This window comes from Microbacterium jejuense, from assembly GCF_019511665.1.
GTDB lineage: Bacteria > Actinomycetota > Actinomycetes > Actinomycetales > Microbacteriaceae > Microbacterium > Microbacterium jejuense_A.
The window spans coordinates 359,790-384,078 of record NZ_JAEUAW010000003.1; the positions used below are offsets into that span (position 1 = coordinate 359,790).

The window sequence follows — 24,289 nt, forward strand, 5'->3', positions numbered from 1 at the left end:
GGGGCGTCAGGCGCGGATGAACCCCTGATCGAGAATGCGTGCGACCACCCGCTCGGCCGCGTGGCCGTCGTCGCGCGCGTTGAACTTGGCCTGCCACGCGCGGTAGCGCTCGGCGTGCTCCGCCGCGTCGTCGGCGGCGAGCGCGGCGATGAGCTCGTCCTGCGAGCGCACCATGGCGCCGGGAGCGTGCGCGGCGAGATCGAAGTAGAAGCCGCGGAGCTCGCCGCGGTAGTGCTCCATGTCGGGCACCAGGAAGTACATCGGCTTTCCGGTGACCGAGAAGTCGAACATCACCGACGAGTAGTCGGTGATGAGCGCGTCCGCCGCCAGCAGCAGCAGCGACGTGTCGGGGAATCCCGTGACGTCGACGACGCGCGGGCCCTCGGCGTCGCGCCCGGGCAGCAGGGTGCGGGAGTGTCCGCGCACGAGCACCACGGCGTCGGAGGCCGCGGCGAGCGCGGCAGGGTCGACGAAGTCCACGATCTGGTCCCGGTCGTCCCGCCACGTGGGCGCGTACAGCAGCACGCGCTCGTCGGGGCGGATCCCGAGCGCCTCGCGCGTCGCGGCACCGTCGCCGGTGGTCAGGACGTCGTTGCGCGGATACCCCTCCACCCACACCGGCCGCGTGAGGAACGCGTACGCCTTGCCGAGGATGCGGGCCGCGTACGGGTTCTGCGCCAGCAGCACGTTCCAGCGCCGGGATTCGCGCACGACGGCGACCATCCGGCGCGGATCGAATCCCGGCCGGTGCAGTGCGAGCCGCTTGAGGGGCGTGCCGTGCCACGTCTGCAGCACGATCTGCCCGCGCCTGCGCGAGAACCGCCGGCGCAGCCAGTCGTTCACGACGAGGAGCCGCGCGGCGCCGCGCGCACGCCACCAGTCCGGGCTGCCCTCGACGACCGGGATCGCGCCCTCGGGGACCGCCACCGACAGGTCGACGACGCTCCAGTAGCGGGTGACCTGCGGCGCGAGGCGCGCGAGCTCGCGATCGATCGCGAGCGGGTTGCAGCTGGCGTTGCGCCCGTAGAAGCTCTCGAAGAACACCGCGTTCTCGAACCCGGACGCCGGGCGCGTGGCGTACCGGCGCTCCAGCGCGTCCTGCCCTTCCCCCGAGTCGTAGGCCGGGTCGATCGGCGGCCCGACCTCGAGCCGCGCGCCCTCCAGCGCGGCGCGCAGCGTCCCCAGCTGCGTGAGGGGCAGCACCTCGGACGAGTGGATGCCGCGGCCGCCGGCATCCACGATCCGCAGGTCGTACGAGCCCGACGGGAGCGGCAGTTCCGGACCGCCCCAGCGTGCGGCGCGCAGCGGCAGGACCGCTCGCCACGTCTTGCCGCGGCCGGTGATGCGCGCAGAGACCCGTGCCCGGGCGCCGACGAGGTCGACCGACGACGGCCGCTCCCCCTCGCCCGAGAGCACCAGCGCCGGGCCCTCATCGGTCGTGAAGCGCGCCTCGGTCATCGGGTTCCTTCTCTCGGGCGGTCAGCGGCGGTCCCGGCCAGAATGGCACGGTACACCCTCTCGGCGTTGCGGCCGTCGCGGTGGGCGTGGACCCGGGCGCTCAGGTCGCGGGCGCGGGCGATGCGCCGCTCACGCTCGGCGGCGTCGCCCAGCAGGACGTCCAGCTGTGCGGCCGTCTGCGTCCAGTCCCGGGCCCAGTCGTCGCCGGCGACGGCGCTGTAGGTGCCGTAAAACCCGCGGCGCCGCCCGTAGTCCTCGACGTCGGGGGCCAGGAACAGCGTCGGAAGCGGCACGAGCGCGGCATCGAACGCGAGCGACGAGTAGTCCGTGACGAGCGCGTCGACGCCCGGCAGCAGCGGCGTCACATCGGCGACGAGGTCGCTGCCGAGCATCTGCACGCGATCCGTCGCGAAGGGCGGCGCGTACTCGCCCGCACCCAGCGGGTGCGACCGCACGAGCAGGGTCGCGTCGTGGCGCGTGAGCACCTCGACGATGCGCGTCCACTCGTCGTCCGTGGGCACCGCCGGATCGGCCGCGCCGTCGCGCCACGTGGGGGCGTACAGCACATATCGCGTGGACGGATCGACACGCGGCACGGCGTGGCCGATCGCTGCGCGCGCGGTCACCCGGCGATCATCCGGCGTGCCCTGCGACAAGACGTCCACGCGCGGCTCGCCGGTGACGGGCACCGCGGTGTCAGGGACCGCGAAGGCGGACTCGAGACGCCCGCGGACGAGATGGGATGCCGCGGGCAGGACCCGGATGCGCCGGGCGGCCGCGCGGTACATCGTGCGCAGCAGCCCTCGCAGCGGGGCCGCCAGCGGCGTGCGGGCGACGAGACGGGGCACGCGCAGCGTCTCGGGCGAGTCCACGCCGATCCGCTTGAGCGGGATGCCGTGCCACAGCTGCACCACGAAAGCGCCGGTGACCGCATACCGGTTCACATCCCCGAAGCCGTGGGTGACGACCACCACGCGCGCCCGCGCCGTGCGCCACAGCCCCTGCCACGAGTTCTTCCGGACCGTCGGGATGCCGCGGGCCGCGGCATCCCGAGCCTCACGCTCGGACGCCACCAGCCAGACGGCCCGGTGAGGACCGGTCGAGGCGGCCTCCCACAGCGCCAGCGCACCGTCGCCGATGCCGACCGCGCAGCCGAACACCCACTCGTCGCGGGACCGCGGCACCATCAACGTCAGCAGGCGGCCGGCGGCGTACAGGGGGATCGCCGCGAGCTTTCGGGCATTTCCCGCGCCGAACGAGAAGGACGCCATCGTGCGAGCCTATCCTGCTCGCACGATGGCGCCCTGAGGGGTGTGGATTACTGCTCCAGCGTCCCGAGCGTGACGTCGACGGTCTGCGCCTTGCCGTCGCGGACGTACGTGACCTCGGCCTTGCTGCCGGCCGCTGCCGCGCGCACCTGCGCCGTGAGGTCGGTGGCGTCGGTCACCGGCACACCGTTGAAGGCGGTGACGACGTCGCCCTTCTGCAGGCCCGCGGCGGCGGCCGCGCCGCCGTCGGTCACCTCGGCGATGTACGCACCGGTGGTCGTCGAGCCCTCGACGGATGCCGCCGCCCGCACGCTCGCGCCGAGCAGGCCGTGCGTGGCCTCGCCGTTCTCGATGATCTCGTCTGTGATGCGCTTGACGATGTCGGACGGGATCGAGAACCCGACGCCGATCGAGCCGGAACCCTCGGTCGACGAGCCCCCGGCGGTCGCGATCGCGACGTTGATGCCGATCAGCTTGCCGTCGCCGTCCACGAGCGCACCGCCGGAGTTGCCGGGGTTGATCGCCGCGTCGGTCTGGATGACCGCGATCGAGATGGTCTCGCCCGACTGCTGCTGCTGGCCCTGGCCGAAGTCGAACTGGAAGGGCGCCTCCTGGCCGTTCTCGTCCTGCTGCGACTCGTCCTGGTCGCCGCTGTCGGGGGCGGCCGACGACGCGATCGAGATCGATCGGTTCAGCGCGCTCACGATGCCCTCGGTGACCGAGTTCGCAAGCCCCAGCGGTGCGCCGACGGCGACGGTCGTGTCGCCGACGTTGAGCTTGCTCGAGTCCCCGAACTCGATCGGCGTGAGATCCGAGGCGTCCTTCACCTTGATGACCGCGAGGTCGTACGTGGGGTCGGTGCCGACCACCTCGGCGTCGTATACCTTGCCGTCCGACGTGGTGACGCGGATGGCGGCGTCGGCGGTCGCGCCGTCGAGGGTCACGACGTGCGTGTTGGTGGCGATGTAGCCGTCCTTCGTGAGGACGACGCCCGAGCCGGTGCCGGCGCCGGAGGAGCCCGTCGCCTCGATCGTCACGACGCTCGGGACGACCTTCGCGGCGATGCCCGTCGTCGAGTTCACCTTGTCGGAGTCGTTGACCACGACCGTCTGCGGGCTGGCGGACGCCGTCGACGAGGTCGCCGGCGCGAACCAGTTGACGCCGGCGTACGCGCCCCCGAGTCCCGCTGCGCCGCCGACGATCGCGGCGGCCACGATGAGGCCGACGACCTTGCCGGCGCCGGTCGGCTTCTTGGCCGCGGGGGTGGCGGTGGTGGTCGGTGCGGCTCCCGTCGCACCGCCCAGCGGGAGCGTCGGCTGCGCGTCGGCTGCGGCGGCGCCGAACGAGGCACCCGGCGTGCCGGCGGGCGCCTGCCCGGCGTAGGACTGCGGGTACGGCGCCGGCTGGCCGGCGTAGCCCTGGGGGCGGGCGTAGGCGTGGGCCCCGGCGGGGTAGCCGGCCGGAGGAGCAGGCTGAGCCGGCGCGACAGGCTGAGCCGGCGCGGGCTGGCCCGGCGCCGTGAACTGCGCGGGCGCGACGGGCGTCGTGGGGGCCGCGGGCTGCACCGGAGCAGCCGTGTGCGCGGCCGGCGCGGCGGGCGCGGCCGGCGCGGCCGGCTGCACCGGCTCGGCGGCCGGGGTCTCGGCGGCGGCCGGGGTGGGTGCGTCCTGCGGAGCCGCGACCTCGGCGGCGGGCTGCGAGGGCGCCGGCGGCGAGACGGGCTCGGCCGCAGGAACGGCCGGGACGGCGGGGGTCTGGTCTTCCGGGCGGTCGCCCTGGTTGTCGCTCATGGTTGCTCCTTCTGCCAAGCACTCACCACTGTGCCGACCGATGCTGTGTGTTTCTTATGTCGAGAGTGGGACTCGCCTATGCAACGGGGATGAGCCCGCCCGATACGGTGATGCCATGCGACAGATCCCCGGAGCATGGCACCGCACCGCGGCCGGTGCCGGCCTCGTCGGCGCCGACGGAGCGATCCGCCCCACCATCTTCGCCGAGATGTCGGCGCTCGCGGCGAAGACGGGCGCGATCAATCTCGGTCAGGGCTTCCCCGACGAGGACGGACCCGGCGAGGTGCTCGAAGCCGCCCGCTCGGCCATCGCGGACGGTGTCAACCAGTACCCGCCGGGTCGCGGCATCCCGGATCTGCTGTCGGCCGTCGCCGAGCACCAGCTGCGGTTCTACGGATTGCACCTCGAACCGGGCCGCGACGTGCTGATCACCGCCGGCGCGACCGAGGCGCTCGCGGCGGCGCTGCTGGCGCTCATCGACGGGCCCGATGACGAGGTCGTGGTGTTCGAGCCGTACTACGACTCGTATGCGGCGGTGGTCGCACTGGCGGGCGCGCGGCTGGTGACGGTCCCGCTGCGCTGGCCGGACTTCCAGCCCGACCTCGACGAGTTGGGCGCCGCGGTCACCGACCGCACTCGCGTGATCCTCGTGAACGACCCGCACAACCCCACCGGCGCGGTCTTCTCGCGCGAGGTGCGCGACGAGGTGGTGCGGCTCGCCCACCGGCACGACGCCGTCATCGTCACCGACGAGGTGTATGAGCACCTCGTCTTCGAGGCACCCCACGTGCCCATCGCGACGCTCCCCGGCGCCTGGGAGCGGACCCTCACGATCTCGTCCGGCGGCAAGACGTTCTCGACGACGGGCTGGAAGATCGGGTGGATCAGCGGGCCCGCCGACCTCGTCGACGCCGTGCTCGCCGTCAAGCAGTTCCTCACCTACGTCAACGGCAGCGCCTTCCAGCCCGCCATCGCGACGGGTCTGCGACTGCCCGACGCGTTCTTCGCCGGCATCGCCGACACGCTGCGCGCCAAGCGCGACCTGCTCGGCGCCGGCCTGCGCGCAGCGGGCTTCGACGTGTCCGCACCGTCGGGGTCGTACTTCACGGTCGCCGACGCGCGCGGCCTCGGAGCGGTGGATGCCGCCGATTTCTGTCGCTCGCTGCCCGAGCGCGCCGGCGTCGTGGCCATCCCCCTCACGGCGTTCACGACGCCCGCGCGGCGCGGGGACTACGCCACTCTGGTCAGGTTCGCGGCCTGCAAGCGCGTCGAGGTGCTCGAGGAGGCGGCATCCCGTCTCTCGGCCATGGGCTGAGCCACCCGATCAGAGCGGCTCGACGCGATAGCGGCGCAGAGTCAGCGCGGGGTTGACGCGTCGGACGCGCGCGATGGCGCCCACGTCGAGGTGCGCCACCGCCACGTCGGTCGCCGTCCCGACGGCGGCGAGCTCGACACCCTGCGGATCGACGATGAGCGAGTTGCCGACGCCGAGCGGCGGCGGGTGGTCCGCCGCCGCGACGAAGACCGTGTTCTCGATGGCCCGCGCGTGCAGCAGCGTCCGCCAGTGGTGCTCCTTCAGCGGTCCCCGCACCCATTCCGCCGGCACCAGCAGGACGTCGGCCCCCGCGTCGACGAGCACCCGGCCGACCTCGGGGAACCGCAGGTCGTAGCACGTCATGAGCCCGAACCTCAGCCCGCCGGACTCGAACGTGTGCGGTTCGGCCACCTCGCCCGGCTCGACCCAGTCGGACTCCCGCTGGCCGAAGGCGTCGTAGAGGTGCAGCTTGCGGTAGTGCGCGCGCAGTCCTTCGCCGTCGACCGCGACGACGGTGTTGCGCACGCGACGACCGTCGCGTGCGCGCTCGAGCAGGCCGGCGACGACGACGACGTCGTGCCGTCGCGCGATCCCGGTCATCCGTCGCACAAACGGGCCGTCGAGGTCCTCGGCGTTCTCGGCGAGCGTGTCGTCGAAGGGGTCGACGAAGTAGCTCGAGTACTCGGGCAGCACGACCAGTCGCGCGCCCCGACCGGATGCCGTGGCCACCAGCTGCTCGATGGCGTCGACGTTGGCCTCGGCATCCGCCGTGGGCGCGAACTGCGCGACGGCGATCGCGTAGGTGTCGGTCACTGTCCGCCTCCCCTCTCCCGCGCGCGTGCGCGGATGACGCCCGGCACCACCAGCCACAGGGTGACGAGGATCGCGGCCAGCATCACGATCGACCACCAGAAGGCCGAATCGCCGACGACCACATCGAACACGAACGCGACGACGCCGACGATGAGCACCGCGACGGTGACGAGCGCCGTCACCAGAGCCACGTGCCCGTAGCGGACGACGGCAGGTTTGACGCCGTGCTGGAACACCGCGCGGTGCAGCGCCACGGGCGCGAGGGCCACGATCGAGCTCAGCGCCGCCAGCACCACCAGCGCCAGATATCCCGTGCGCTGCGCGTCCGTCAGGTCCGCGAACGCCGGCTGGAAGGCCAGCGCGAGCAGGAAGCCGGTGAGGATCTGGGTGCCCGTCTGGAGCACGCGGAGCTCTTGCAGCACTTCGTTCCAGTTGCGATCGGCACGTTCCGCCGGGCTCTCGTCGCGTCCGTCCATACGGTCGTCGTCGGGGTTGTGACGCGGGTCGTCCGGCATGCGTTCATCCTGACGTGGACGCCGCGGCGGAGGCAACCCACCTGCCCCGTGGCGCGGAGCACTCCGAACGCGTGCTAAGCTATTCCTTGTGCCGCGGGGTGGAGCAGCTCGGTAGCTCGCTGGGCTCATAACCCAGAGGTCGCAGGTTCAAATCCTGTCCCCGCAACAAGAGAAGGCCCCTGATCAGGGAAATCTGATCAGGGGCCTTCGTCATGCCACCGCTGCACCCTCTCGGTTGCCGCGCGCGGAGCTGGATCGCGCATGGACCTCGTGGCTGCGGGGTCGTCGGCGCAGCCTCGGGTTCGTGACTTTCGTCCTGGCGTGATGCGCGGCGCCCGGCTCAGTCCACGGGGTCCATCGCCCTTGCCAGATCGTCGAGGAACCGGGCGATGACGACCAGCTCGTCGTCGTCATAGCGCAGCGCCATCTCGCGCATGGCCCGCAGTCGCTCGCCGAAGTTGCGGAAGAACGCCCGCCGCGCGTCGTCGGTCAGCACGACGACGCGGCCGCGACGGTCGCTGGGATGCGCACGGCGTTCGAGGTGCCCGGATGCCTCCAGCCGGTCGAGCAGCTTCGTGGTCGAGGCGGTCGAGATGCGCAGGTGCTGCGCGATGTCGCGTGGGCTCACGAGCACACCCCGCTGCTCGCGGATGATGAGCAGCCGCAGGGCCGCGACGTCCGTCGCGTTCATGTCCATGTCGTCCTTCATGCCGCTGTGCATGCGGTCCATGGCATCGCCCATCGCGCGGATGGACAGGAGCACGCGCATCACGGCATGTTCGTGCTCGTTCTGCGGCAGCCAACGGTCGGACATCGTGGACGTTCCCTCCCAACCGTTGTAGCATCGCACAAATGATTCGCTAGATAAACTAGCGATCGGGAGGAGCGAGCGACATGACCGACACCGACCACGTGGTGCTGCTCGACGACGACGGGAACGCCATCGGCACCGCCCCGAAGTCGACCGTGCACGGCGCCGACACGGCGCTGCATCTCGCGTTCTCGTGCCACGTCCTCAACCGCGAGGGACAGGTTCTCGTGACCCGCAGGGCGCTCGGAAAGCGGACGTGGCCCGGTGTGTGGACCAACTCCTTCTGCGGCCATCCGCGTCCGGCCGAGCCCGTCGCGGCGGCGGTGCGACGCCATGCCGACACCGAGCTGAACATCACCTTGGCCGATCTGGAACTCGCGCTTCCGCTGTTCCGCTACCGCGCGACAGACAGCGCGGGGATCGTCGAGCACGAGGTGTGCCCCGTCTACACGGCGTACACCGACGATGAGCCCAGACTGAATCCGCTCGAGGCCATCGAGGCGCGCTGGGTAGACCCGGATGATCTCGCCACGGCGCTGGCCGCGACCCCCTGGGCGTTCTCACCCTGGCTCGTGCTGCAGGCCGAGCACCTGCACCTGTTCGACCGCGCCGCGCCGCGCAGGTGGGCGTCGTGATCGCGGGCGATCCCGCCGTCGCCACCGCGATCGACGGCTCGCTCGCCCGCATCCGCGAGAGAGCCGAGGGACTGGGCGACGGCTTCGGCGCACTCGCCGCGTCGATCGGACGCGCCGCCCACGGCGGCAAGCGCGTCCGGCCGGCGCTCGTGACCGCCGCGTTCGAGGCGTTCGACGGAGACGCCTCGTCGCGACCGGCGGTCCTGTCGGTCGCGGCGGCGTTCGAGCTGCTCCACACCGCATTCGTCGTGCACGACGACGTCATCGACCACGACACCGAGCGCCGGGGCGTGCCCAACATCGGCGGCGAGTTCCGGGCGCGGGCGCGAAGCGCCGGCGCGGATGCCGCGGGGGCTGCCTCGCTCGGCGACGCGGCGGCCATCCTCGCGGGCGACCTCCTCCTGCACGAGGCGTTCCGGCTCGTCGCGATGGCTCCGACCGATGCCGCCACGACCGACCGGCTCCTCGCGCTGGTGGACGACGCGATCGTCGTGTCGGCGGCCGGCGAGCTCGCCGACGTCGAGAACGCCGTGTCTGCGCAGTTCCCGTCGCGGGAGGCCACGCTCGACACCGCCTTCCGCAAGACCGCCGTGTACTCGTTCCGCGCACCGCTGCGGGCCGGCGCGGTGCTGGCCGGCGCGGACGGCGCGGCACTGCGCGTGCTCGGCGACCTCGGCGGCCGGCTGGGACTGGCGTTCCAGCTCGTCGACGACCTCATCGGCACGTTCGGGACCGCGGAGCAGACGGGTCGCGACAGCGGCCCCGATCTGCGCGAGACCAAGCGCACGCCGCTCATCGCGCTGGCTCGCGAGTCGGATGCCGCAGCAGGTGTCGTCGCGGCGCTGGCCCGCGCCGCGACCGGCCCCGTCGCCGTCCGCGAAGCGCAGGTCGTCCTGGCCGAGAGCGGGGCGCGGGAGCGGCTCGCCGGGCTGATCGCCGAGACCCTCGACGCCGTCCGCTCCGGATCGCGCGACGACGCCCTCCCTCCTCGCGCCGGGCGACTGCTGCGCGGACTCGCCGACGAGATCGAACGAAGGACTCCGTGAACACCGCGACCTCGCAGGGCGCTCCCGCCCTCGCCCTGTACGACCGGACGGCGGTGGATGCCGCAGCCGCCGTCATCGCGCGGTACTCGACCTCGTTCGGCCTCGCGTGCCGCCTTCTCGGGCCCCGGCCGCGCCCGCACGTGCGCAACATCTACGCGCTGGCCCGTGTGGCGGACGAGATCGTCGACGGCCCGGCCACCGAGGCCGGCTTGTCGGCCGCCGAGGCCGCGGACGTGCTCGACCGGCTCGAAGAGGAATGCCTCGCCGCCGTCGCGCGGGGGTTCAGCGGCAACCTCATCCTGCACGCTTTCGCGCGCACGGCGCGCGAGTGCGGCATCGGCTCGGACCTGGTCGAGCCCTTCTTCGCCTCGATGCGCGTCGATCTCGACGTGCGTCGCCACGACACGGCGTCGCACGACGCCTACGTGTACGGGTCGGCCGAGGTCATCGGGCTGATGTGCCTGCAGGTCTTCGTGAACGCCGGGGGGCGGCATCCCGGCACTCCTCCGCCCGGACTCGCCGAGGGCGCCCGCCGGCTGGGCGCCGCGTTCCAGGACGTGAACTTCCTGCGCGATCTGCGGGACGACCGCGCGCGCCTCGGCCGCGAGTACCTGGAGCTCGCCTCGCCGGGTGCTCGCGCCGTCGTGCTCGACCGCGTCGATCGCGACCTGGCCGCTGCGGCACGCGTGATCCCCGACCTGCCCGCCGACTGCCGGCGCGCCGTCACCGCGGCGCACGACCTGTTCGCCGAGCTCGCCGCGCGGCTGCGGGCAGCGCCCGACGACGACGCGCGCGTGCGCGTCCCCGATCCGGTCAAGGCGCGCCTGGCGGTGCGGGCGATGCTCGGGTTCGCGCCCCGCGGAGCCGGCGCGTGAGCGCGCGCCGCGCGGTCGTCGTCGGCGGGGGCATCGCCGGGCTCGCCACAGCCGCCTTGCTCGCCCGCGACGAGTGGGACGTCACGGTGCTCGAGGCGCGGGACGAGCTCGGCGGGCGCGCCGGGTCGTGGGAGCGCGACGGCTTCCGCTTCGACACCGGTCCGAGCTGGTACCTCATGCCCGAGGTCTTCGACCACTTCTTCCGGCTGCTCGGCACCACGGCCGACCGCGAGCTCGAGCTCGTGCCGCTCGATCCGGCCTACCGCGTGTACTCCGACCCCACGACCAGACTGCCGCCGCTCGACGTGCGGTCGGGGCGTGCGAACGCCGCGGCGCTGTTCGAGAGCGTCGAACCCGGCGCGGGCGCGCGCCTCGGCTCGTACCTCGACTCGGCCGCGGACGCGTACGACCTCGCGGTCACGCGGTTCCTCTACGACACGTACGAGACGACGTCCGGACTGCGCGACCCGGCTCTGCTGCGGCGCGTGCCGCGCCTGGCGCCGCTGCTGACGCGCAGCCTCGCACGGCACGTCGAGAGCAGATTCGCCGATCCGCGACTGCGGCAGATCCTGGAGTACCCCGCGGTCTTCCTCGGCGGATCGCCCTACGGGGTGCCCAGCCTGTACCACCTGATGAGCCACCTCGACCTCGACGAGCACGTACTGTACCCGCGCGGCGGGTTCACCGAGGTCGTCCGCGCCGTCGCGCGTCTGGCCGAGGCATCCGGAGTCCGCGTCGAGACCGGCTCACGCGTGACGAGGATCCTCACCGAGGCGGGCCGGGCGACCGGTGTCGAGCTCGCCGGCGGGCGGCGCATCGTCGCGGACCTCGTGGTCTCGGGGGCCGACCTGCACGCCACCGAGACGACCCTCCTCCCCCGCGAGCTGCAGACGTATCCCGAGAGCTGGTGGCGCTCGCGCACACCCAGCCCCGGAGCCCTGCTGCTCATGCTGGGCGTGGAGGGCGCCCTCCCGCAGCTGGCGCATCACACCCTGCTCTTCGCGCGCGAGTGGCGCGGGAACTTCCGCGACATCTTCGGGCGGCATCGCCGCATCCCGGATCCCGCCTCGCTGTATGTCTGCCGTCCCAGCGCCACCGATGCCGGCGTCGCGCCGCCCGGCCATGAGAACCTGTTCGTCCTGGTGCCGGTGCCCGCCGACCCGGGCCTCGGCCGCGGCGGGGTCGACGGCCGCGGCGACGCCGCCGTCGAGGCCGCGGCCGATCGCGTGATCGCGCAGCTGTCGGCGTGGTGCGGCATCGCCGACCTGGCGGACCGGATCGTCGTGCGCCGCACCGTCGCGCCGGGCGATTTCGCGGCGGACCTGGGTGCCTGGCGCGGAAACGCGCTGGGTCTCGCGCACACCCTCGGGCAGAGCGCCATGTTCCGGCCGCGCAACGCGTCGCGCCGCGTCGAGGGCCTCGCCTACGTCGGCGCCTCGACCCTCCCCGGCATCGGTCTGCCGATGTGCCTCATCTCGGCGGAGCTCGTCGTCAAGCGCCTGCGCGGCGACCGCACGCCGGGCCCGCTGCCCGAGACGGTGAGGGTGTGACATGCCGGGCCTGTACCTGCTCGCCATCCTCGTGAGCGCCGCGGGGGTCGCTCTCGTGGACCGGCGCCTGCGACTGGCCATGTGGGCGAGCCCCGGCCGCAGCGCGGCCGCCGCCGGAGTCGGCACGGCGTTCTTCATCGCGTGCGACCTCGTGGGCATCGCCGCCGGCGTCTTCGTGAAGGGCGACAGCCCGCTGCTGCTCGGCGTCGACCTCGCGCCGCATCTGCCCGTGGAAGAGCCGGTGTTCCTCGCGTTCCTCTGCTACCTCGCGCTCGTGTCGTGGGCGGGCGCGCTGCGTCTGCTCCCTCGTGGGGGGAAGGATGCCGTCACGCCGCGGCAGGAGGCACGCCGATGACGTACCTGCTCGTCCTCACGCCGTTCGTCTTCGCGACCGCGGCCGTCGTCGCGCTCACGGCGCGCCGCGCCGGGTTCGGGAGCCGGATGGCAGCGTCGGGCGCGGCTGCCGGCATCCTGATCCTCCTCACCGCGGTCTTCGACAACCTCATGATCGCGATCGGACTCTTCGGCTACCCCGATGAGCTCATCTCGGGCGTGCGCGTCGGGCTCGCGCCGATCGAGGACTTCGCATACCCGCTGTGCGCGGCGTTCCTCGTGCCCGCCGTGCACACGCTGCTCGCACCGGCGCGCACAGACCCCACGGAGGTGGGAGCGTGACCGTCGCCGGACCGCTGCGGGCGGGCGCCGTCGCGCAGCGGCTGCTCGTGTCGTCGCGTCCGGTCAGCTGGATCAACACCGCCTTCCCGTTCGCGGCCGCGTACGTCATGACGACGCGGCAGATCGATGTCGTGCTGATCGTCGGCACGCTCTTCTTCCTGATTCCGTACAACCTCGCGATGTACGGGATCAACGACGTCTTCGACTACGAGTCCGATCTGCGCAACCCGCGCAAGGGCGGCGCACACGGGGCCGTCCTCGACCGGCGACTGCACCGCGCGACCCTCACGGCGGCCGCCGTGCTGTGCCTGCCGTTCGTCGTGTTCCTCGCCGTGGTCGGGTCACCCGCATCCTGGGCGGTGCTCGCCGCCAGCCTCTTCTTCGTCGTGTTCTACAGTGCTCCCCCGCTGCGCCTCAAGGAGCGGCCGTTCCTCGACTCCATCACCAGCAGCATCCACTTCTTCTCACCCGCCGTGTACGGGCTGGTGCTCGCGGAGGCGACATGGACGTGGCCGCTCGCGGCACTCGTCGCCGCGTTCGCGCTGTGGGGCGTCGCGTCACACGCCTTCGGCGCCGTGCAGGACGTCGTCGCCGACCGTGACGCCGGCATCGCGTCGATCGCCACGGTCCGGGGCGCGCGCTGGACCGTGCGGTTCGCGCTGTGCTGCTACGCGGCGGCGGGGCTCGCGATGCTCCTGACGGCGTGGCCGGGCCCGCTGGCCGCGCTGCTGGCGCTGCCCTACGTCGTGACGGTCTGGCCTTATCGGCGCCTCGCCGACGCCGACGCCGCCGAGGCGACGGCCGGGTGGCGGCGGTTCCTGTGGCTCAACCAGTTCACGGGGTTCGCGGTCACCCTGCTGCTCATCTGGTACGCCGCGCTCACCGCCTGAGGACGCGGCGACCCGTCGACGCGGAGGGCCGCCCGTCCGAAGACGAGCGGCCCTCTGGCGTCTACGGGGTCACTGCTCGCCGAGCTCGATGAGCTTCTCGACGGCTGCGGTCAGACGCTCATCGGCCTCGCCGTACGCGGCCCAGTCGCCCTTCTCCAGCGCCGCCTGGCGGTCGAGCATCGCCTGCTGCGCCTCCTGCAGCGCCTGCTGGTAGTCGTCGGTCGGCTCCGTCGGCGTCGGACCGGGTGTGGGCTCCGGCGACGGCTCCGGCGTCGGCGTGTTCGGATCGGTCGGGACGTCGGTATCACCGGCATCCGCTCCCGAATCGCCGCCGAACAGGACGTCGAGCGCCTCGTTCAGCGTGTCTTCGAACGCGACCTCGTTGCCGAACGAGACCAGCACCTTCTGCAGCGACGGGAAGCTCGTCGCACCGGACGACTGCACGAACACCGGCTGCACGTACAGCAGACCGCCGCCGACAGGCAGGGTCAGCAGGTTGCCCTTGAGGACGTCCGAGTCGCCCTGCTTGAGCAGGTTGACGAACGACGACACCTCGGGCTGCGCGTCGAAGTTGTTCTGCACCTGTCCGGGACCGGGCACGGTGGTGTCGGCGCTGATCTCCAGCATCCTGAGCTTGCCGTAGTCGGCGCTCTTCTTGCCGGGTTCGCTTCCCGCGTTCGAGTCGACGGCGAGGTAGCCCATCAGCACGTTCCTGCCCTCACCGGAGGGGATGAACGACGTGAACATCGAGTAGGTCGGCGCGTCCTGGCCGGGCATCTGCATCGTCAGGTAGTACGGCGGCTGCAGCTGGGTGTCGGCCTGCGGGTCGTTCGGCGTCTTCCAGCGGTTGTCGCTCTGGTAGAACGAGCGCGCGTCGTCGACGTGGTAGACGCCGAGGATCGTGCGCTGGACCTTGAAGAGGTCGGTCGGGTAGCGCACGTGGCTCATGAGCTCGCCCGACATCTCGCTGATCGGCTTGACGGTCGACGGGTAGACCTTCTGCCACGACTTCAGCACCGGGTCCTCGTCGTCCCACGCGTACAGCGTGACCTTGCCGTCGTACGCGTCGACGGTGGCCTTGACCGAGTTGCGGATGTAGTTGATGTCGTCGAGCGCGAACCGCGGAGCGGGGTTGCTCGAGTCCGAGATCGCCGAGGTCAGGCTCACCGTCGAGGAGTACGGGTAGTTCGCGCTCAGGGTGTAGCCGTCGACGATCCACACGATGCGGCCGTCGACCACCGAGGGGTAGGGGTCGTTGTCGAGCGTCAGGTAGGGCGCCACCTTCTGGACGCGGACACGAGGATCGCGGTCGTACAGGATCTGCGAGTCCTCGTTGACGTAGTCCGAGAACAGGATCTGCTCGGCCTGGAACTTCAGCGCGTAGATGAGGCGGTTGAAGACATTGCCGAGGCTCGGGCCGCCGTCGCCCTCGAAGGTCGTCTTCGTCTCGTTGGACGAGTCGTCCTCTCCCGACGGGTAATCGAGCTCGATGGGCTCCGAGTCCTCCGGAGCGCCCACGATGGAGTAGGTCGGCGAGTACTCGCCGAAGTACACGCGGGGCTGGAAGTTCTCCTCGTCGGACAGGAAGCCCGCCGCCGGGATCCCCCGCTCGAGGAACACGGGGTTGCCGTCGACGGTGCGGTCGTTGCCCTTGGCCGCGACGATGCCGTAGCCGTGGGTGTAGACGACGGCGCTGTTCTGCCAGTCGTTCGCGTTGCCCAGCTGCTCGAGGTTGAGCTCTCGCACCGAGACCACCGTGTCCTGCGAGACGCCGTCGATGTCGTAGCGGTCGACGTCCAGCGGGTCGGCGAACTGGTAGTACGAGCGGTACTGCTCGAGCTGGCGCACCGTCGGCGACACGATCGCGGGGTCCATCACGCGGATCTGCGCTGTCGTGCCCGCGTCCTCGCGCAGCTGGCCCGCCTCGACGTCCGTCACGGCCTCGAAGTCCTGCTTGTCGAGCCCGTCGATGCCGTACGCGGTCTTCGTCATGTCGACGTTGCGCTGGTAGTACTCCTGCTCCAGCGAGAGACGGTTCGGCTGCACCTGGAACGTCGTGACGACCCACGGGTAGCCGACGCCCAGCACGATGGCCGAGACCACGAGGAGAGCCGTGGCCACCAGCGGGTAGCGCCAGCGGCCGACGATGGCGGTGACGAAGAACAGGATCGCCACGATGACGGCGGCGAAGGCGAGGATCGTCTGACCGGGGATGATCGCATTGACCCCGGTGTAGCCCGGGCCGGTGATGCGATCACCGGGCTCGGTCAGCGTCTTGTACCGGTCGAGCCAGAGGCTCGCGCCCTGCACCAGCAGGTAGAGGCCGGCGATCACGGCGAGCTGGATGCGCGCGGACTTCGAGATGCGCAGCTCGCGCTGGCCCACCCTCACCGAGCCGTACAGGTACGAGACGAGTGCGGTCACGAGCAGGCACACCAGCAGCACCGCCGAGACGAAGCCGACCAGCGAGCTCCAGAACGGCAGAGCGAACATGTAGAAGCCCGTGTCGAGGTGGAACTGCGGGTCGGTCGTGTCGGTCGCGACACCGTTGAACCACAGCCACGTGGTCTCCCACTGCGCGGACGCCGCGAAGCCGGCGAAGAAGCCGAAGAATACCGGGATGCCCCACATCGCGAGGCGGCGCAGCGGCTCGACGACCTCCTGGTAGCGGTCCAGCTGCGAGCTCAGCCGCGCGTAGACGGGGCGCAGCCGGTATGCGAGCTGGATCGAGAGCCACACCGGCACGGCCATGCCGAGGAATCCGACCACGAACATCACGACGCGCGCGATCCACTGCGTCGTCAGCACGGACTGGAAGCCGAGCTGATCGAACCAGAGCCAGTCGGCGTACAGGCTCGCGAACACGAAGAAGGCCACCACGAGCGCGGCGATGACCACGAGGGTGATGGCGATGACGCGTCGGATGCGGGACGGTGTGGCCGGGGTCGGCGCAGAGGTCGTGGTCACCGTCCCATCCTAGGCGGGCCGCACATGGCGGATGCTTTGTCCGCGCTGGGCGAACCCCCAGAATTCCGCGGTGCGCGCGGCGTCAGCGGGCGCTGCAGGTAGGCAGGGCGTCGAGGTCTCCCCCGTCGGCCAGGGTGTCCAGCACCTTGAGCGAATCGTCGAGCGTCTTGACCGAGAACACCCGCAGGCCGCCCGGGATGTGGCCCACCACCTCGTCGCAGTTCGCGTCGGGGGCGAGGAACCAGTCGGCTCCGGCGTCCACCGCTCCCCACATCTTCTGACGGATGCCGCCGATCGGGCCCACCGTGCCGTCCGCGGTGATCGTGCCGGTGCCGGCGACCTGCTCGCCGCCGTTGAGCTCGCCCGGGGTGAGCGTGTCGATGATGCCGAGCGCGAACATCATGCCGGCGCTGGGACCGCCGACGTTGTTGAGCTGGATCGTCACATCGATCGGGAAGTCGTAGTCGGTGATGAGCGTCACGCCGATGAACCACACGGTCTCGCCGTCGGCGGTCGACTCCTTCGGGGTGATCGAGACCGTCTGCTGGGCGCCGTCGCGCTCGATGACGAGCTCGACCGGTGCTCCGGCTCCGTCGTTGATGACCTTGCGCAGGGCCGTCGCGTCGGTGACGGCCTCGCCGTCGGCCGTCAGGATGAGGTCGCCCTCCTCGAGCGTGCCCTCGGCGGCCCCGCCCTCGACGACCGAGTGCACCGAGAGCGTCGCCCCCACGTCGTAGCCGACCTCGGTGAGCGCGGCGGCCGTCGCCTCGTGCTGCGAGTCGACCATCATCGCCGCGCTCTCTTCGTTGCGCTGCTCGGTCGTCTGCCCGGCAGGGAAGACGGCATCGATGGGCAGGACCGCCTTGCTCGGGTCGAACCACGCCATCGCCAGCTCGAACCACGACGGTGTGTGCTCCCGGTTGCCCTGCACCTGGACGGTGAGCAGGTCGAGCGACCCGTCCGTCGGGTACGTCTGCGCCCCTTCGACGGAGATGAGCGGCACCTCGTCGCCGTCGGCGTTCGTCGCCGAGCCCAGCGTGTTGTACACGGGTCCGGGCTGTTGGATCACGTACGACGTCGGAAGGAACGTGATGACGAGCAGCACCACCATCGCGACCGCGAGCGCCCACACGCCGGCGACGGAGCGCCGCGACATGCGCTGTCGCGGCGCGGGCTCGATGGTGGTGTTCTCGTCGAACAGGGCCACGCGGGACCTCTCTTCCGTGCCGGGGGTGTGAGTGCCTGGTCGTTCGCGACCGGCGTAAGGGTTCAAGGTCCCGGCCGGGGAGTGCGACGGATGCTGCGACTAGCGTAGAGCGCAACGTCATCGACCGGCTGAAAGGCGGCTGAAGTGGCAGACGACGACCGCAGTCCCGAGGACGACTTCCAGGAGCTCATGCGGCAGCTCTTCGGAGGCGGCGCGGGCGGCATCGACCCCGAGCAGCTCTCGCGCATGTCGGGCATGGACATCGACCCGGCGATGATGCAGCAGATCATGCGGCAGCTGCAGGGCGTGTTCGCGAACGCCGGCGACAGCGGCGTGTCGTGGGACATGGCCAAGCGCCAGGCGCTGCACATCGCCAACCAGGACGGCCTGGGCGTGACGGCGGGCCAGCGCACCGACCTCGACCAGGCGTTCGCGCTCGCGACGCTGTGGCTGAGCGAGGCGACCGGGATCTCGGAGCTGTCGGCCCCGCCCACCACGATCACGCGCGGCGCGTGGGTCGAGGCGACGCTGCCGGTCTGGCAGGAGCTGGCCGAGCCCGTCGCGACCAGCATCGCCGACGCGCTCACCACGGCCCTCAGCGAGCAGTCGCCCGAAGACATGCAGGAGCTCGTGCAGGGGGCCGGACGCCTCATGCGCACGATCGGCGGCTCGCTGTTCGCAACGCAGCTCGGCCAGGTCATCGGGGGCCTGTCGAAGGAGGTCGTGAGCGGCGGCGACGTCGGCATCCCGATCATGCCGGACGGGCAGGCGGCCATCCTGCCGCAGAACTTCGCCGATTTCGGCCGCGACCTCGAGGTGCCCGAGGACCAGCTGGCGCTGTACATCGCGACGCGCGAACTCGCTCACGCGCGTCTGTTCCGGCATGCCCGCTGGCTGCGCCTGCACGTCATCTCGCAGGTCACCGACTTCGCACGCGGCGTCCACGTCGACACCGAGATGCTCGAGGACATGGCTTCGCGGTTCGATCCGTCCCAGCCCGAGGAGCTGCGTGCGGCCCTCGAGAGCGGAGCGCTGCTGCCGCCGCGCTCGGACGCGCAGAACGCCGCTCTCGCGCGTCTGGAGAACCTCCTCGCGACGATCGAGGGATGGGTCGAGGTCGTCACCGAGGACGCGACGTCGCGGCTCCCCTCCGCGCCCCGCATCGCCGAGGCGGTCCGCCGTCGCCGCGCCGTGGGCGGACCGGCCGAGCGTGCGCTCGCGTCGCTCGTCGGCCTGGAGATCCGCCCCCGTCGCATGCGGGAGGCCGCTGCCATGTGGCGCGCGGTGACGGATGCCGTCGGCCCGGCCGCGCGCGATGCGCTGTGGGACTACCCCGACCTGATGCCCGCCCCCGCCGACATCGACGATCCGGCAGCCCTCGTCGCCCGCCTCGAGGCGCGCGCCCGCGGCGAGGAGCCGGCGCCGGACGAACTGGACGACGCGCTGGCGCGCCTGCTCGCCGGGGAGTTCTCCGCGGCCGGCGCGGAGGGCGGCCAGCCCGACCCGGCTGAGCCGGGCGCGGCGGAGGCGCCCGGGGAGTCCGACGAGGACGAGGGCGGCGCCGCGCCCGACGACCACCGTCCGGTCTGATCCGGCGGGGCTCCTCCCCAGCCCTGGCGCCCGGCGACCGCGCGGCATCCTGTTGTGGATAACCGCCCGCGCCGATCGCCGCTCGGGCAGGATCGGGGCATGCTGAGCCTCGACCCTTCGTTCCCGGCGGTCTGGCGGTCCGCGTCGGCGCTGCAGTTCGGCGCCGAACCGGTCGCGGTGCTGGACGACCCGCAGCCCTGGCAGCTGCGCATGGTGCGCGAGCTCGAGCGCGGCGTGCCGGACGCGTCGTTCGTGCCGTTCGCCCGCGCCTTCGGCGCGCCGTCCGACGACGCGGCGACACGTCTGCTGGCGCGCCTGCGTCGCGCCCTCACGACGGGTCCGGCGAGCCGCCGCGTGGTGTCGCTCCACCGCGACGAGGCGGTGACCGAGGCCCAGGCCGATCTCGTCGCGCGGGGCCTCGCCGCAGCCGGATTCGACGCCGTGGTGCGGCATCCGTTCGATCCGATCGACCAGCCCGAAGGCGGTGCCGCGGCCGTCGTGTTCATCGTGCCGCGTGTGGTCCCACCCGGAGCCGCGGCAGCGCTCATGGCGTCCGACATCCCCCACCTGCCGGTCGTTCTCACCGGCCCCGGCGCCGACATCGGCCCGTTCGTGCAGCCGGGCGACACCGCGTGCCTCGCGTGCGTCGCCGCGCATCGCCGCGACGCGGACCCCGCGTGGCCCGCTGTCGCCGCTCAGCTCATCGGGCGCGCCGTCGACGTCGAACCTGCCGTGCTGTGGGAGGCGGGGATGGTGGCGGGCCGGCTCATCGACGAGCGTGCTCGGCGGCGTCTCGACCGGACGCGCTCGGTCGCGCTGCGCGCCGGGTCGCTGCACCGGGACGTCCGGACGCACCGACCGCACGCAGAGTGCCGCTGCCGATCTCTCGCAGGAAGCGCGACGGCTGCCGCTCCCGTACCCCTCGCGCCCACGTCACCGACAGCGTTCGCCCGGCCCGCGTGATGCCGACGTACGCCAGCCGGCGTTCCTCGTCCACCTGCTCGAACGTGGTCGCATACGAGATCGGCAGCAGCCCCTCGGCCACGCCGACCAGGTGCACGTGGTCCCACTCCAGGCCCTTCGCCGCGTGCAGCGTCGCCAGGGTGACGGTGCGCAGAGCCGGCTCGTCGTGCACCTTCGCGCGCGCCGTCAGCTCGTCCGTGAACGAGCGGAGGGTGGTGCCCGCGGGTGCTTCCTCGGCCAGCCGCAGCAGGGCCGCGCGTGCCTCCCACGCGTCGCGCAGGGCGCCGCCGGCCTCGGGAGGATCGTCGGTCAGGCCACGCGAGCGCAGGATGTCGCGCACGGTGTCGACAAGGCCGCTCTCGAGCGGGGCGACGGCGGCGGCGCGGAGTTCCATGACAGCCTGGCGCACCTCGGGCATGTCGAAGAAGCGGCGCCCGCCCAGAACGGTGGTGGCGATCCCGGCGTCCGAGAGGGCTGCGACGATCTCGGCGGACTGCGCGTGCGCGCGGTAGAGCACCGCGATGTGGCGCGGATCCACGCCGTCCGCGATCTGCGCTGCGATGCGGGCGGCGACGGTGCGCGCCTCATCGCGATCGTCGTCGAAGGCCGTGACAGTCGGCACACTGTCGTCGGCCGCGGCCTCACGGGACGGCGCGGGCGAGAGGTGCAGAGCGCCCGGGCGCCCCCGCATGAGTTCGTTCGCGACAGCGAGGACGCCGGCATCCGATCGGTAGTTCGTCTCCAGGCGCACCATGCGCGCGCCCTCGAACCTCTTGTCGAACTCCAGCAGAAAACGCGAGTCGGCACCGGCGAACGAGTAGATCGTCTGGCTGGCGTCGCCCACGACGCAGAGGTCGCGACGATCTCCGAGCCACAGCTCCAGCAGACGGTTCTGCAACGGCGACACGTCCTGGAACTCGTCGACGGTGAAGTGACGGTACTGCTCGCGGACCGCCTTCGCGACCTGCGGTTCGGCCTCGAGCATGCCCGCGCACGCCAGCAGGACGTCTTCGAAGTCGAGCTGCCGACGCTCGTCCTTGAGCTTCTCGTACGCGTGCTGCAGCGCGACGACGCGGTCGAGTCCCAGCCTTCCGACGCCGTTCGGTCGCACGCGGGCGTACTCGTCGATGCTCAGCATCGAGACCTTGCGCCACTCGATCTCGGACGCGACGTCGCGGAGCGTCGCGACGTCCGGAGCGAGGCCGACGCCGTCCGCGGCGTGGGCGAGCAGCCTCACCTTGTTGTCGACGATGCCGGGTGCCGAGTCGCCGGCGAGCGTCGGCCAGAAGAAGTTGAGCTGCGCGAGCGCGGCCGCATGGAAGGTGCGAGCCGACACCCCGCCGACGCCGAGCGCGCGCAGCCGCCCGCGCATCTCGCCCGCGGCCTTCGCCGTGAACGTGACGGCCATGACGCGGCCGGGCGAGTACGCGCCGGTGTCGACGCCGTGAGCGATGCGGTGCGTGATCACGCGGGTCTTTCCGGTCCCCGCGCCGGCGAGCACGACGACCGGGCCGCGCAGCGCGCGCACGGCCTCGAGCTGATGCTCGTCGAGCCCGGCGAGCGCTCCACCGCTCACGGTCGCCCCCCATGCCAGTCTGCGATCAGCCGGTGCGCGATCGACGCCCGCCCCGGCAGCACGACATCGGACTCCCCCGCGAGGGCACGGCCGATCTCGGCGCGCGTGAACCAGCGCACCGCCGCGATCTCGTCTCCGTCGGCTCGCGCGGCGGCGTCATCGCGGGCCTCGGCGAAGAACCCGAGCATGAGGGAACGCGGATACGGCCACGCCTGCGAGCCGCGGTACGAGACCTCGCCGACCTCGATGCCCGACTCCTCGGCGACCTCGCGCCGCACCGCGGCCTCCAGCGATTCGCCCGCCTCGACGAACCCCGCGAAGCACGAGAAGCGATCCGCGCCCCACAGCGCGTTCGACCCGAGCAGCAGCACGTCAGGATCGGCTGCACTCGTGATCGCGACGATGACCGCCGGATCCGTGCGCGGGAAGTGCTGGCGCCCGCACGACGGGCAGCGACGCGACCAGCCGGCGTCGACGAGGTCGGTGAGCGAGCCGCACGCCGGGCAGAAGCGCGAGTCGAGCAGCCAGCGGCCCAGGCTCAACGCCTCGACGAACGCGCCCGAGTCGAACGCGTCGAGCGTCCCTCCGACGGTGCGGAGGCCGGCCCAGCCCGCCGGGGCGGGCATCGGCTCGTCCTCGCCGGAGGGGAACACGGCGGTCAGCAGCAGCGCGCCGGCGTCGTCTCGTCCGAGCAGCGCCCACTCGGCTCCCTCCGGCACATCGGCGGCGGTCGTCCAGGCAAGCCGGCCCGGTTCGGCGAGCGCTGCGGCATCGCCGTGGACCACGAGCACGCGGGTCGCGGCATCCCTCCGCGCCGCATCGATGAGCCCGGGGGTCGCGCGCTCCTCAGCCGCCCGGTCGAAGCCGGTCCGTGCCAGCGGCGGTTCCGCGGTGCTGTCGAGGGCCGTCATCGAGGATGCTCCGCTTCGTCGATAGGGCCGGGCGTGGCGCGGGGACTGTCGCGCGTGCCCGACCTACCCTGGGCACATGGCACGCTCACCCCTCACTCTAGCCGCGTCCGTCACCTCGGCTCTGCCGAGGACAGGGGTGGTCGGGGTCGGCGTGCTGACCGAGGGCGCGAACGGCCGCTACGACTCCGCTGTGGCGGATCTCGACGACGGCCGTCGCGTCGTCGTCCGCGTCCCTGCAGACGAGGATGCCGCCGCCGACCTGGCCGCCGAAGTGCGGGCGCTGCGCGCCCTCACCCCCGGCGTGCGCAGCCTGCTGCCCTTCCGCGCCCCCGAGCTGCTCGGCGAGACGGGAATCGGCGACGACCGTGCCGTCGTGGTGGACTTCCTCCCCGGCTACCGCGTGGATGCCGCCCACCTGCCCGCGGGGCGGGGCGCGGCCACCTCGCTCGGCGCCGCGCTCGCGGCCGTGCACGCGCTGCCGCATTCCGTCGTCAAGGCCGAGGGGCTCCCCGCGCGTACGCCTGCGCAGGTGCGCACCGACGTGTCGCGCATCGTCGATCGCGCGACCGCCACGCGCCGGCTGCCGAAGGCCCTGCAGGACCGGTGGCGTCACGCGGTCGATGCCGACGAGCTGTGGCGGTTCGAGTCCGCCGTGGTGCTGGACGGCATCGGCACCGGGGCGTTCGTCTTCGACGATCTCGACGGCGTGCCGACCGTCACGGGCCTGCTGGACTGGCACGGCCTGTCGATCGGAGACCCCGCCACCGATCTGCAATGGCTCGCCTCGGCGCCGGACGCCGCCCCCGACGTGTTCGCCGCGTACCTCGCCGAGAGCGGGCGCGCGCCCGACGGGCGTGTGGGGGAACGGGCACGGCTGTACGCCGAGCTGGAGTTCGCGAAGTGGCTGATCCACGGCCACGACGAGGCGCGCGACGACATCGTCGCCGACGCGGTCGAGCTGCTGGAGTCGCTCGCGGCCGGCGTGACCGGCGACGCACTCGTCGCCGACGACCCGCTCGACGTCGACGATGCCATCGCCCTGCTCGAGCGGATGCCCGGATCAGACCCGGCCGGAGCATCCGCGGTCATCGACACGTCGATGCACACGGACGCCTACGACCCCGACGAGCTCGCGCGCTGGGTCGCCGAGGAGGACGCGCGGGGTGACACCGGCGCCATGTCGGGCGCGGTGCGCGCGGCCGATCCCGGCGACACCCAGGAGCTGTCGGCCGACGACCTCGCCGAGCTCGCGTCGTCCCTGCCTCAGGACGAACCTGCACCGGCCGCACCGCGCGCAGGCGACGACCTGTCGACGGCGCCGATCCCCCTTCCTGGTGCGACGTCGGCACGCCCCGACGACGGCGGGGATGCCGCAGCGGAGGCCGAACGCGCCTCCGAGGCGGCGCTGCGCCGCTGGCTGAGCGACTGAGCTGT

At 72.2% G+C, this 24,289-nt stretch carries 20 protein-coding genes and 1 tRNA gene; 11 read left to right on the forward strand and 10 right to left on the reverse strand.

All coding sequences use genetic code 11. The annotated features are described in order from the left end of the window. Nucleotides 1-6: 6 nt before the first annotated feature. Genes JNB62_RS05715 through JNB62_RS05725 form a run of 3 tightly spaced genes read right to left on the reverse strand, consistent with a single transcriptional unit; the run spans nt 7 to nt 4,516 of the window. Nucleotides 7-1,458: a CDP-glycerol glycerophosphotransferase family protein gene (locus JNB62_RS05715; protein WP_220299895.1), complete on the reverse strand. Its 1,452-nt coding sequence runs from the start codon at nt 1,456-1,458 to the stop codon at nt 7-9. Continuing rightward, nucleotides 1,455-2,729, reverse strand: coding sequence for a CDP-glycerol glycerophosphotransferase family protein (locus JNB62_RS05720; protein WP_220299896.1), 1,275 nt, complete (start codon nt 2,727-2,729; stop codon nt 1,455-1,457). The genes JNB62_RS05715 and JNB62_RS05720 overlap by 4 nt, the downstream gene beginning before the upstream one ends. Before the next feature lie 47 nt (nt 2,730-2,776). Further along, complete coding sequence (locus JNB62_RS05725; RefSeq protein WP_220299897.1) at nt 2,777-4,516, reverse strand: S1C family serine protease; 1,740 nt, start codon at nt 4,514-4,516, stop codon at nt 2,777-2,779. Between the two features lie 115 nt (nt 4,517-4,631). Between JNB62_RS05725 and JNB62_RS05730 the strand changes: the two genes are divergently transcribed. Further along, nucleotides 4,632-5,831, forward strand: a complete 1,200-nt coding sequence (locus tag JNB62_RS05730; protein WP_220299898.1) for an aminotransferase class I/II-fold pyridoxal phosphate-dependent enzyme — start codon at nt 4,632-4,634, stop codon at nt 5,829-5,831. Nucleotides 5,832-5,840: 9 nt separating this feature from the next. Here JNB62_RS05730 and JNB62_RS05735 read toward each other — a convergent pair whose 3' ends face one another. Together JNB62_RS05735 and JNB62_RS05740 are read right to left on the reverse strand one after the other, a co-directional pair. Further along, entirely contained in the window at nt 5,841-6,644 is an 804-nt protein-coding gene (locus tag JNB62_RS05735; RefSeq protein WP_220299899.1) for a carbon-nitrogen hydrolase family protein, read from the reverse strand. Continuing rightward, the gene (locus JNB62_RS05740) at nt 6,641-7,159 is read right to left on the reverse strand and encodes a DUF6328 family protein (RefSeq protein WP_220299900.1); all 519 of its coding nucleotides are present in this window, start codon (nt 7,157-7,159) and stop codon (nt 6,641-6,643) included. Before JNB62_RS05740 ends, JNB62_RS05735 begins: the two co-directional genes overlap by 4 nt. A gap of 92 nt (nt 7,160-7,251) precedes the next feature. Here JNB62_RS05740 and JNB62_RS05745 point away from each other — a divergent pair. Next, nucleotides 7,252-7,325 (forward strand) — tRNA-Met (locus JNB62_RS05745). A 174-nt stretch (nt 7,326-7,499) separates the two neighbouring features. Here the strand turns inward: JNB62_RS05745 and JNB62_RS05750 are convergent. After that, nucleotides 7,500-7,973: a MarR family winged helix-turn-helix transcriptional regulator gene (locus JNB62_RS05750; protein ID WP_220299901.1), complete on the reverse strand. Its 474-nt coding sequence runs from the start codon at nt 7,971-7,973 to the stop codon at nt 7,500-7,502. Nucleotides 7,974-8,053: 80 nt separating this feature from the next. Here JNB62_RS05750 and idi point away from each other — a divergent pair, with 80 nt between their 5' ends. The 7 genes from idi to JNB62_RS05785 are packed head-to-tail and all read left to right on the forward strand — an operon-like array spanning nt 8,054 to nt 13,641. Then, the gene (gene idi / locus JNB62_RS05755; protein WP_220299902.1) at nt 8,054-8,605 is read left to right on the forward strand and encodes an isopentenyl-diphosphate Delta-isomerase; all 552 of its coding nucleotides are present in this window, start codon (nt 8,054-8,056) and stop codon (nt 8,603-8,605) included. Next, entirely contained in the window at nt 8,602-9,651 is a 1,050-nt protein-coding gene (locus JNB62_RS05760) for a polyprenyl synthetase family protein (RefSeq protein ID WP_308291731.1), read from the forward strand. The genes idi and JNB62_RS05760 overlap by 4 nt, the downstream gene beginning before the upstream one ends. After that, nucleotides 9,648-10,526, forward strand: a complete 879-nt coding sequence (locus JNB62_RS05765) for a phytoene/squalene synthase family protein (protein ID WP_220299904.1) — start codon at nt 9,648-9,650, stop codon at nt 10,524-10,526. The genes JNB62_RS05760 and JNB62_RS05765 overlap by 4 nt, the downstream gene beginning before the upstream one ends. Then, nucleotides 10,523-12,076: a phytoene desaturase family protein gene (crtI, locus tag JNB62_RS05770; protein WP_220299905.1), complete on the forward strand. Its 1,554-nt coding sequence runs from the start codon at nt 10,523-10,525 to the stop codon at nt 12,074-12,076. Before JNB62_RS05765 ends, crtI begins: the two co-directional genes overlap by 4 nt. 1 nt (nt 12,077) lies before the next feature. Continuing rightward, on the forward strand, nt 12,078-12,431 hold the full coding sequence (locus JNB62_RS05775) for a lycopene cyclase domain-containing protein (protein ID WP_220299906.1): 354 nt from the start codon (nt 12,078-12,080) through the stop codon (nt 12,429-12,431). Beyond that, entirely contained in the window at nt 12,428-12,751 is a 324-nt protein-coding gene (locus tag JNB62_RS05780) for a lycopene cyclase domain-containing protein (protein WP_220299907.1), read from the forward strand. Before JNB62_RS05775 ends, JNB62_RS05780 begins: the two co-directional genes overlap by 4 nt. Next, nucleotides 12,748-13,641, forward strand: coding sequence for a prenyltransferase (locus JNB62_RS05785; RefSeq protein ID WP_308291732.1), 894 nt, complete (start codon nt 12,748-12,750; stop codon nt 13,639-13,641). The genes JNB62_RS05780 and JNB62_RS05785 overlap by 4 nt, the downstream gene beginning before the upstream one ends. A 69-nt stretch (nt 13,642-13,710) precedes the next feature. Here JNB62_RS05785 and JNB62_RS05790 read toward each other — a convergent pair whose 3' ends face one another. Further along, nucleotides 13,711-16,608, reverse strand: coding sequence for a UPF0182 family membrane protein (locus JNB62_RS05790; RefSeq protein WP_220299908.1), 2,898 nt, complete (start codon nt 16,606-16,608; stop codon nt 13,711-13,713). Between the two features lie 82 nt (nt 16,609-16,690). Further along, nucleotides 16,691-17,815 (reverse strand): YlbL family protein, encoded by a 1,125-nt coding sequence (locus JNB62_RS05795; protein ID WP_220299909.1) that lies wholly within the window; start codon nt 17,813-17,815, stop codon nt 16,691-16,693. A gap of 144 nt (nt 17,816-17,959) precedes the next feature. Between JNB62_RS05795 and JNB62_RS05800 the strand changes: the two genes are divergently transcribed. Then, nucleotides 17,960-19,405, forward strand: a complete 1,446-nt coding sequence (locus tag JNB62_RS05800) for a zinc-dependent metalloprotease (RefSeq protein WP_220299910.1) — start codon at nt 17,960-17,962, stop codon at nt 19,403-19,405. Between the two features lie 766 nt (nt 19,406-20,171). Here the strand turns inward: JNB62_RS05800 and JNB62_RS05805 are convergent. Further along, nucleotides 20,172-21,944: an ATP-dependent helicase gene (locus JNB62_RS05805; protein WP_220299911.1), complete on the reverse strand. Its 1,773-nt coding sequence runs from the start codon at nt 21,942-21,944 to the stop codon at nt 20,172-20,174. After that, nucleotides 21,941-22,855: an NAD(+) diphosphatase gene (gene nudC, locus JNB62_RS05810; RefSeq protein ID WP_220299912.1), complete on the reverse strand. Its 915-nt coding sequence runs from the start codon at nt 22,853-22,855 to the stop codon at nt 21,941-21,943. Before nudC ends, JNB62_RS05805 begins: the two co-directional genes overlap by 4 nt. Nucleotides 22,856-22,931: 76 nt before the next feature. Here nudC and JNB62_RS05815 point away from each other — a divergent pair, with 76 nt between their 5' ends. Continuing rightward, entirely contained in the window at nt 22,932-24,284 is a 1,353-nt protein-coding gene (locus JNB62_RS05815; protein WP_220299913.1) for a phosphotransferase, read from the forward strand. Nucleotides 24,285-24,289 lie beyond the last annotated feature (5 nt).

Coding starts and splice junctions, on each gene's coding strand:
- JNB62_RS05715 (WP_220299895.1), bottom strand. CDS start 1,458: ATGACCGAGGCGCGCTTCACGACCGATGAGGGCCCGGCGCTGGTGCTC.
- JNB62_RS05720 (WP_220299896.1), bottom strand. CDS start 2,729: ATGGCGTCCTTCTCGTTCGGCGCGGGAAATGCCCGAAAGCTCGCGGCG.
- JNB62_RS05725 (WP_220299897.1), bottom strand. CDS start 4,516: ATGAGCGACAACCAGGGCGACCGCCCGGAAGACCAGACCCCCGCCGTC.
- JNB62_RS05730 (WP_220299898.1), top strand. CDS start 4,632: ATGCGACAGATCCCCGGAGCATGGCACCGCACCGCGGCCGGTGCCGGC.
- JNB62_RS05740 (WP_220299900.1), bottom strand. CDS start 7,159: ATGCCGGACGACCCGCGTCACAACCCCGACGACGACCGTATGGACGGA.
- JNB62_RS05750 (WP_220299901.1), bottom strand. CDS start 7,973: ATGTCCGACCGTTGGCTGCCGCAGAACGAGCACGAACATGCCGTGATG.
- idi (WP_220299902.1), top strand. CDS start 8,054: ATGACCGACACCGACCACGTGGTGCTGCTCGACGACGACGGGAACGCC.
- JNB62_RS05775 (WP_220299906.1), top strand. CDS start 12,078: ATGCCGGGCCTGTACCTGCTCGCCATCCTCGTGAGCGCCGCGGGGGTC.
- JNB62_RS05780 (WP_220299907.1), top strand. CDS start 12,428: ATGACGTACCTGCTCGTCCTCACGCCGTTCGTCTTCGCGACCGCGGCC.
- nudC (WP_220299912.1), bottom strand. CDS start 22,855: ATGACGGCCCTCGACAGCACCGCGGAACCGCCGCTGGCACGGACCGGC.
- JNB62_RS05815 (WP_220299913.1), top strand. CDS start 22,932: ATGGCACGCTCACCCCTCACTCTAGCCGCGTCCGTCACCTCGGCTCTG.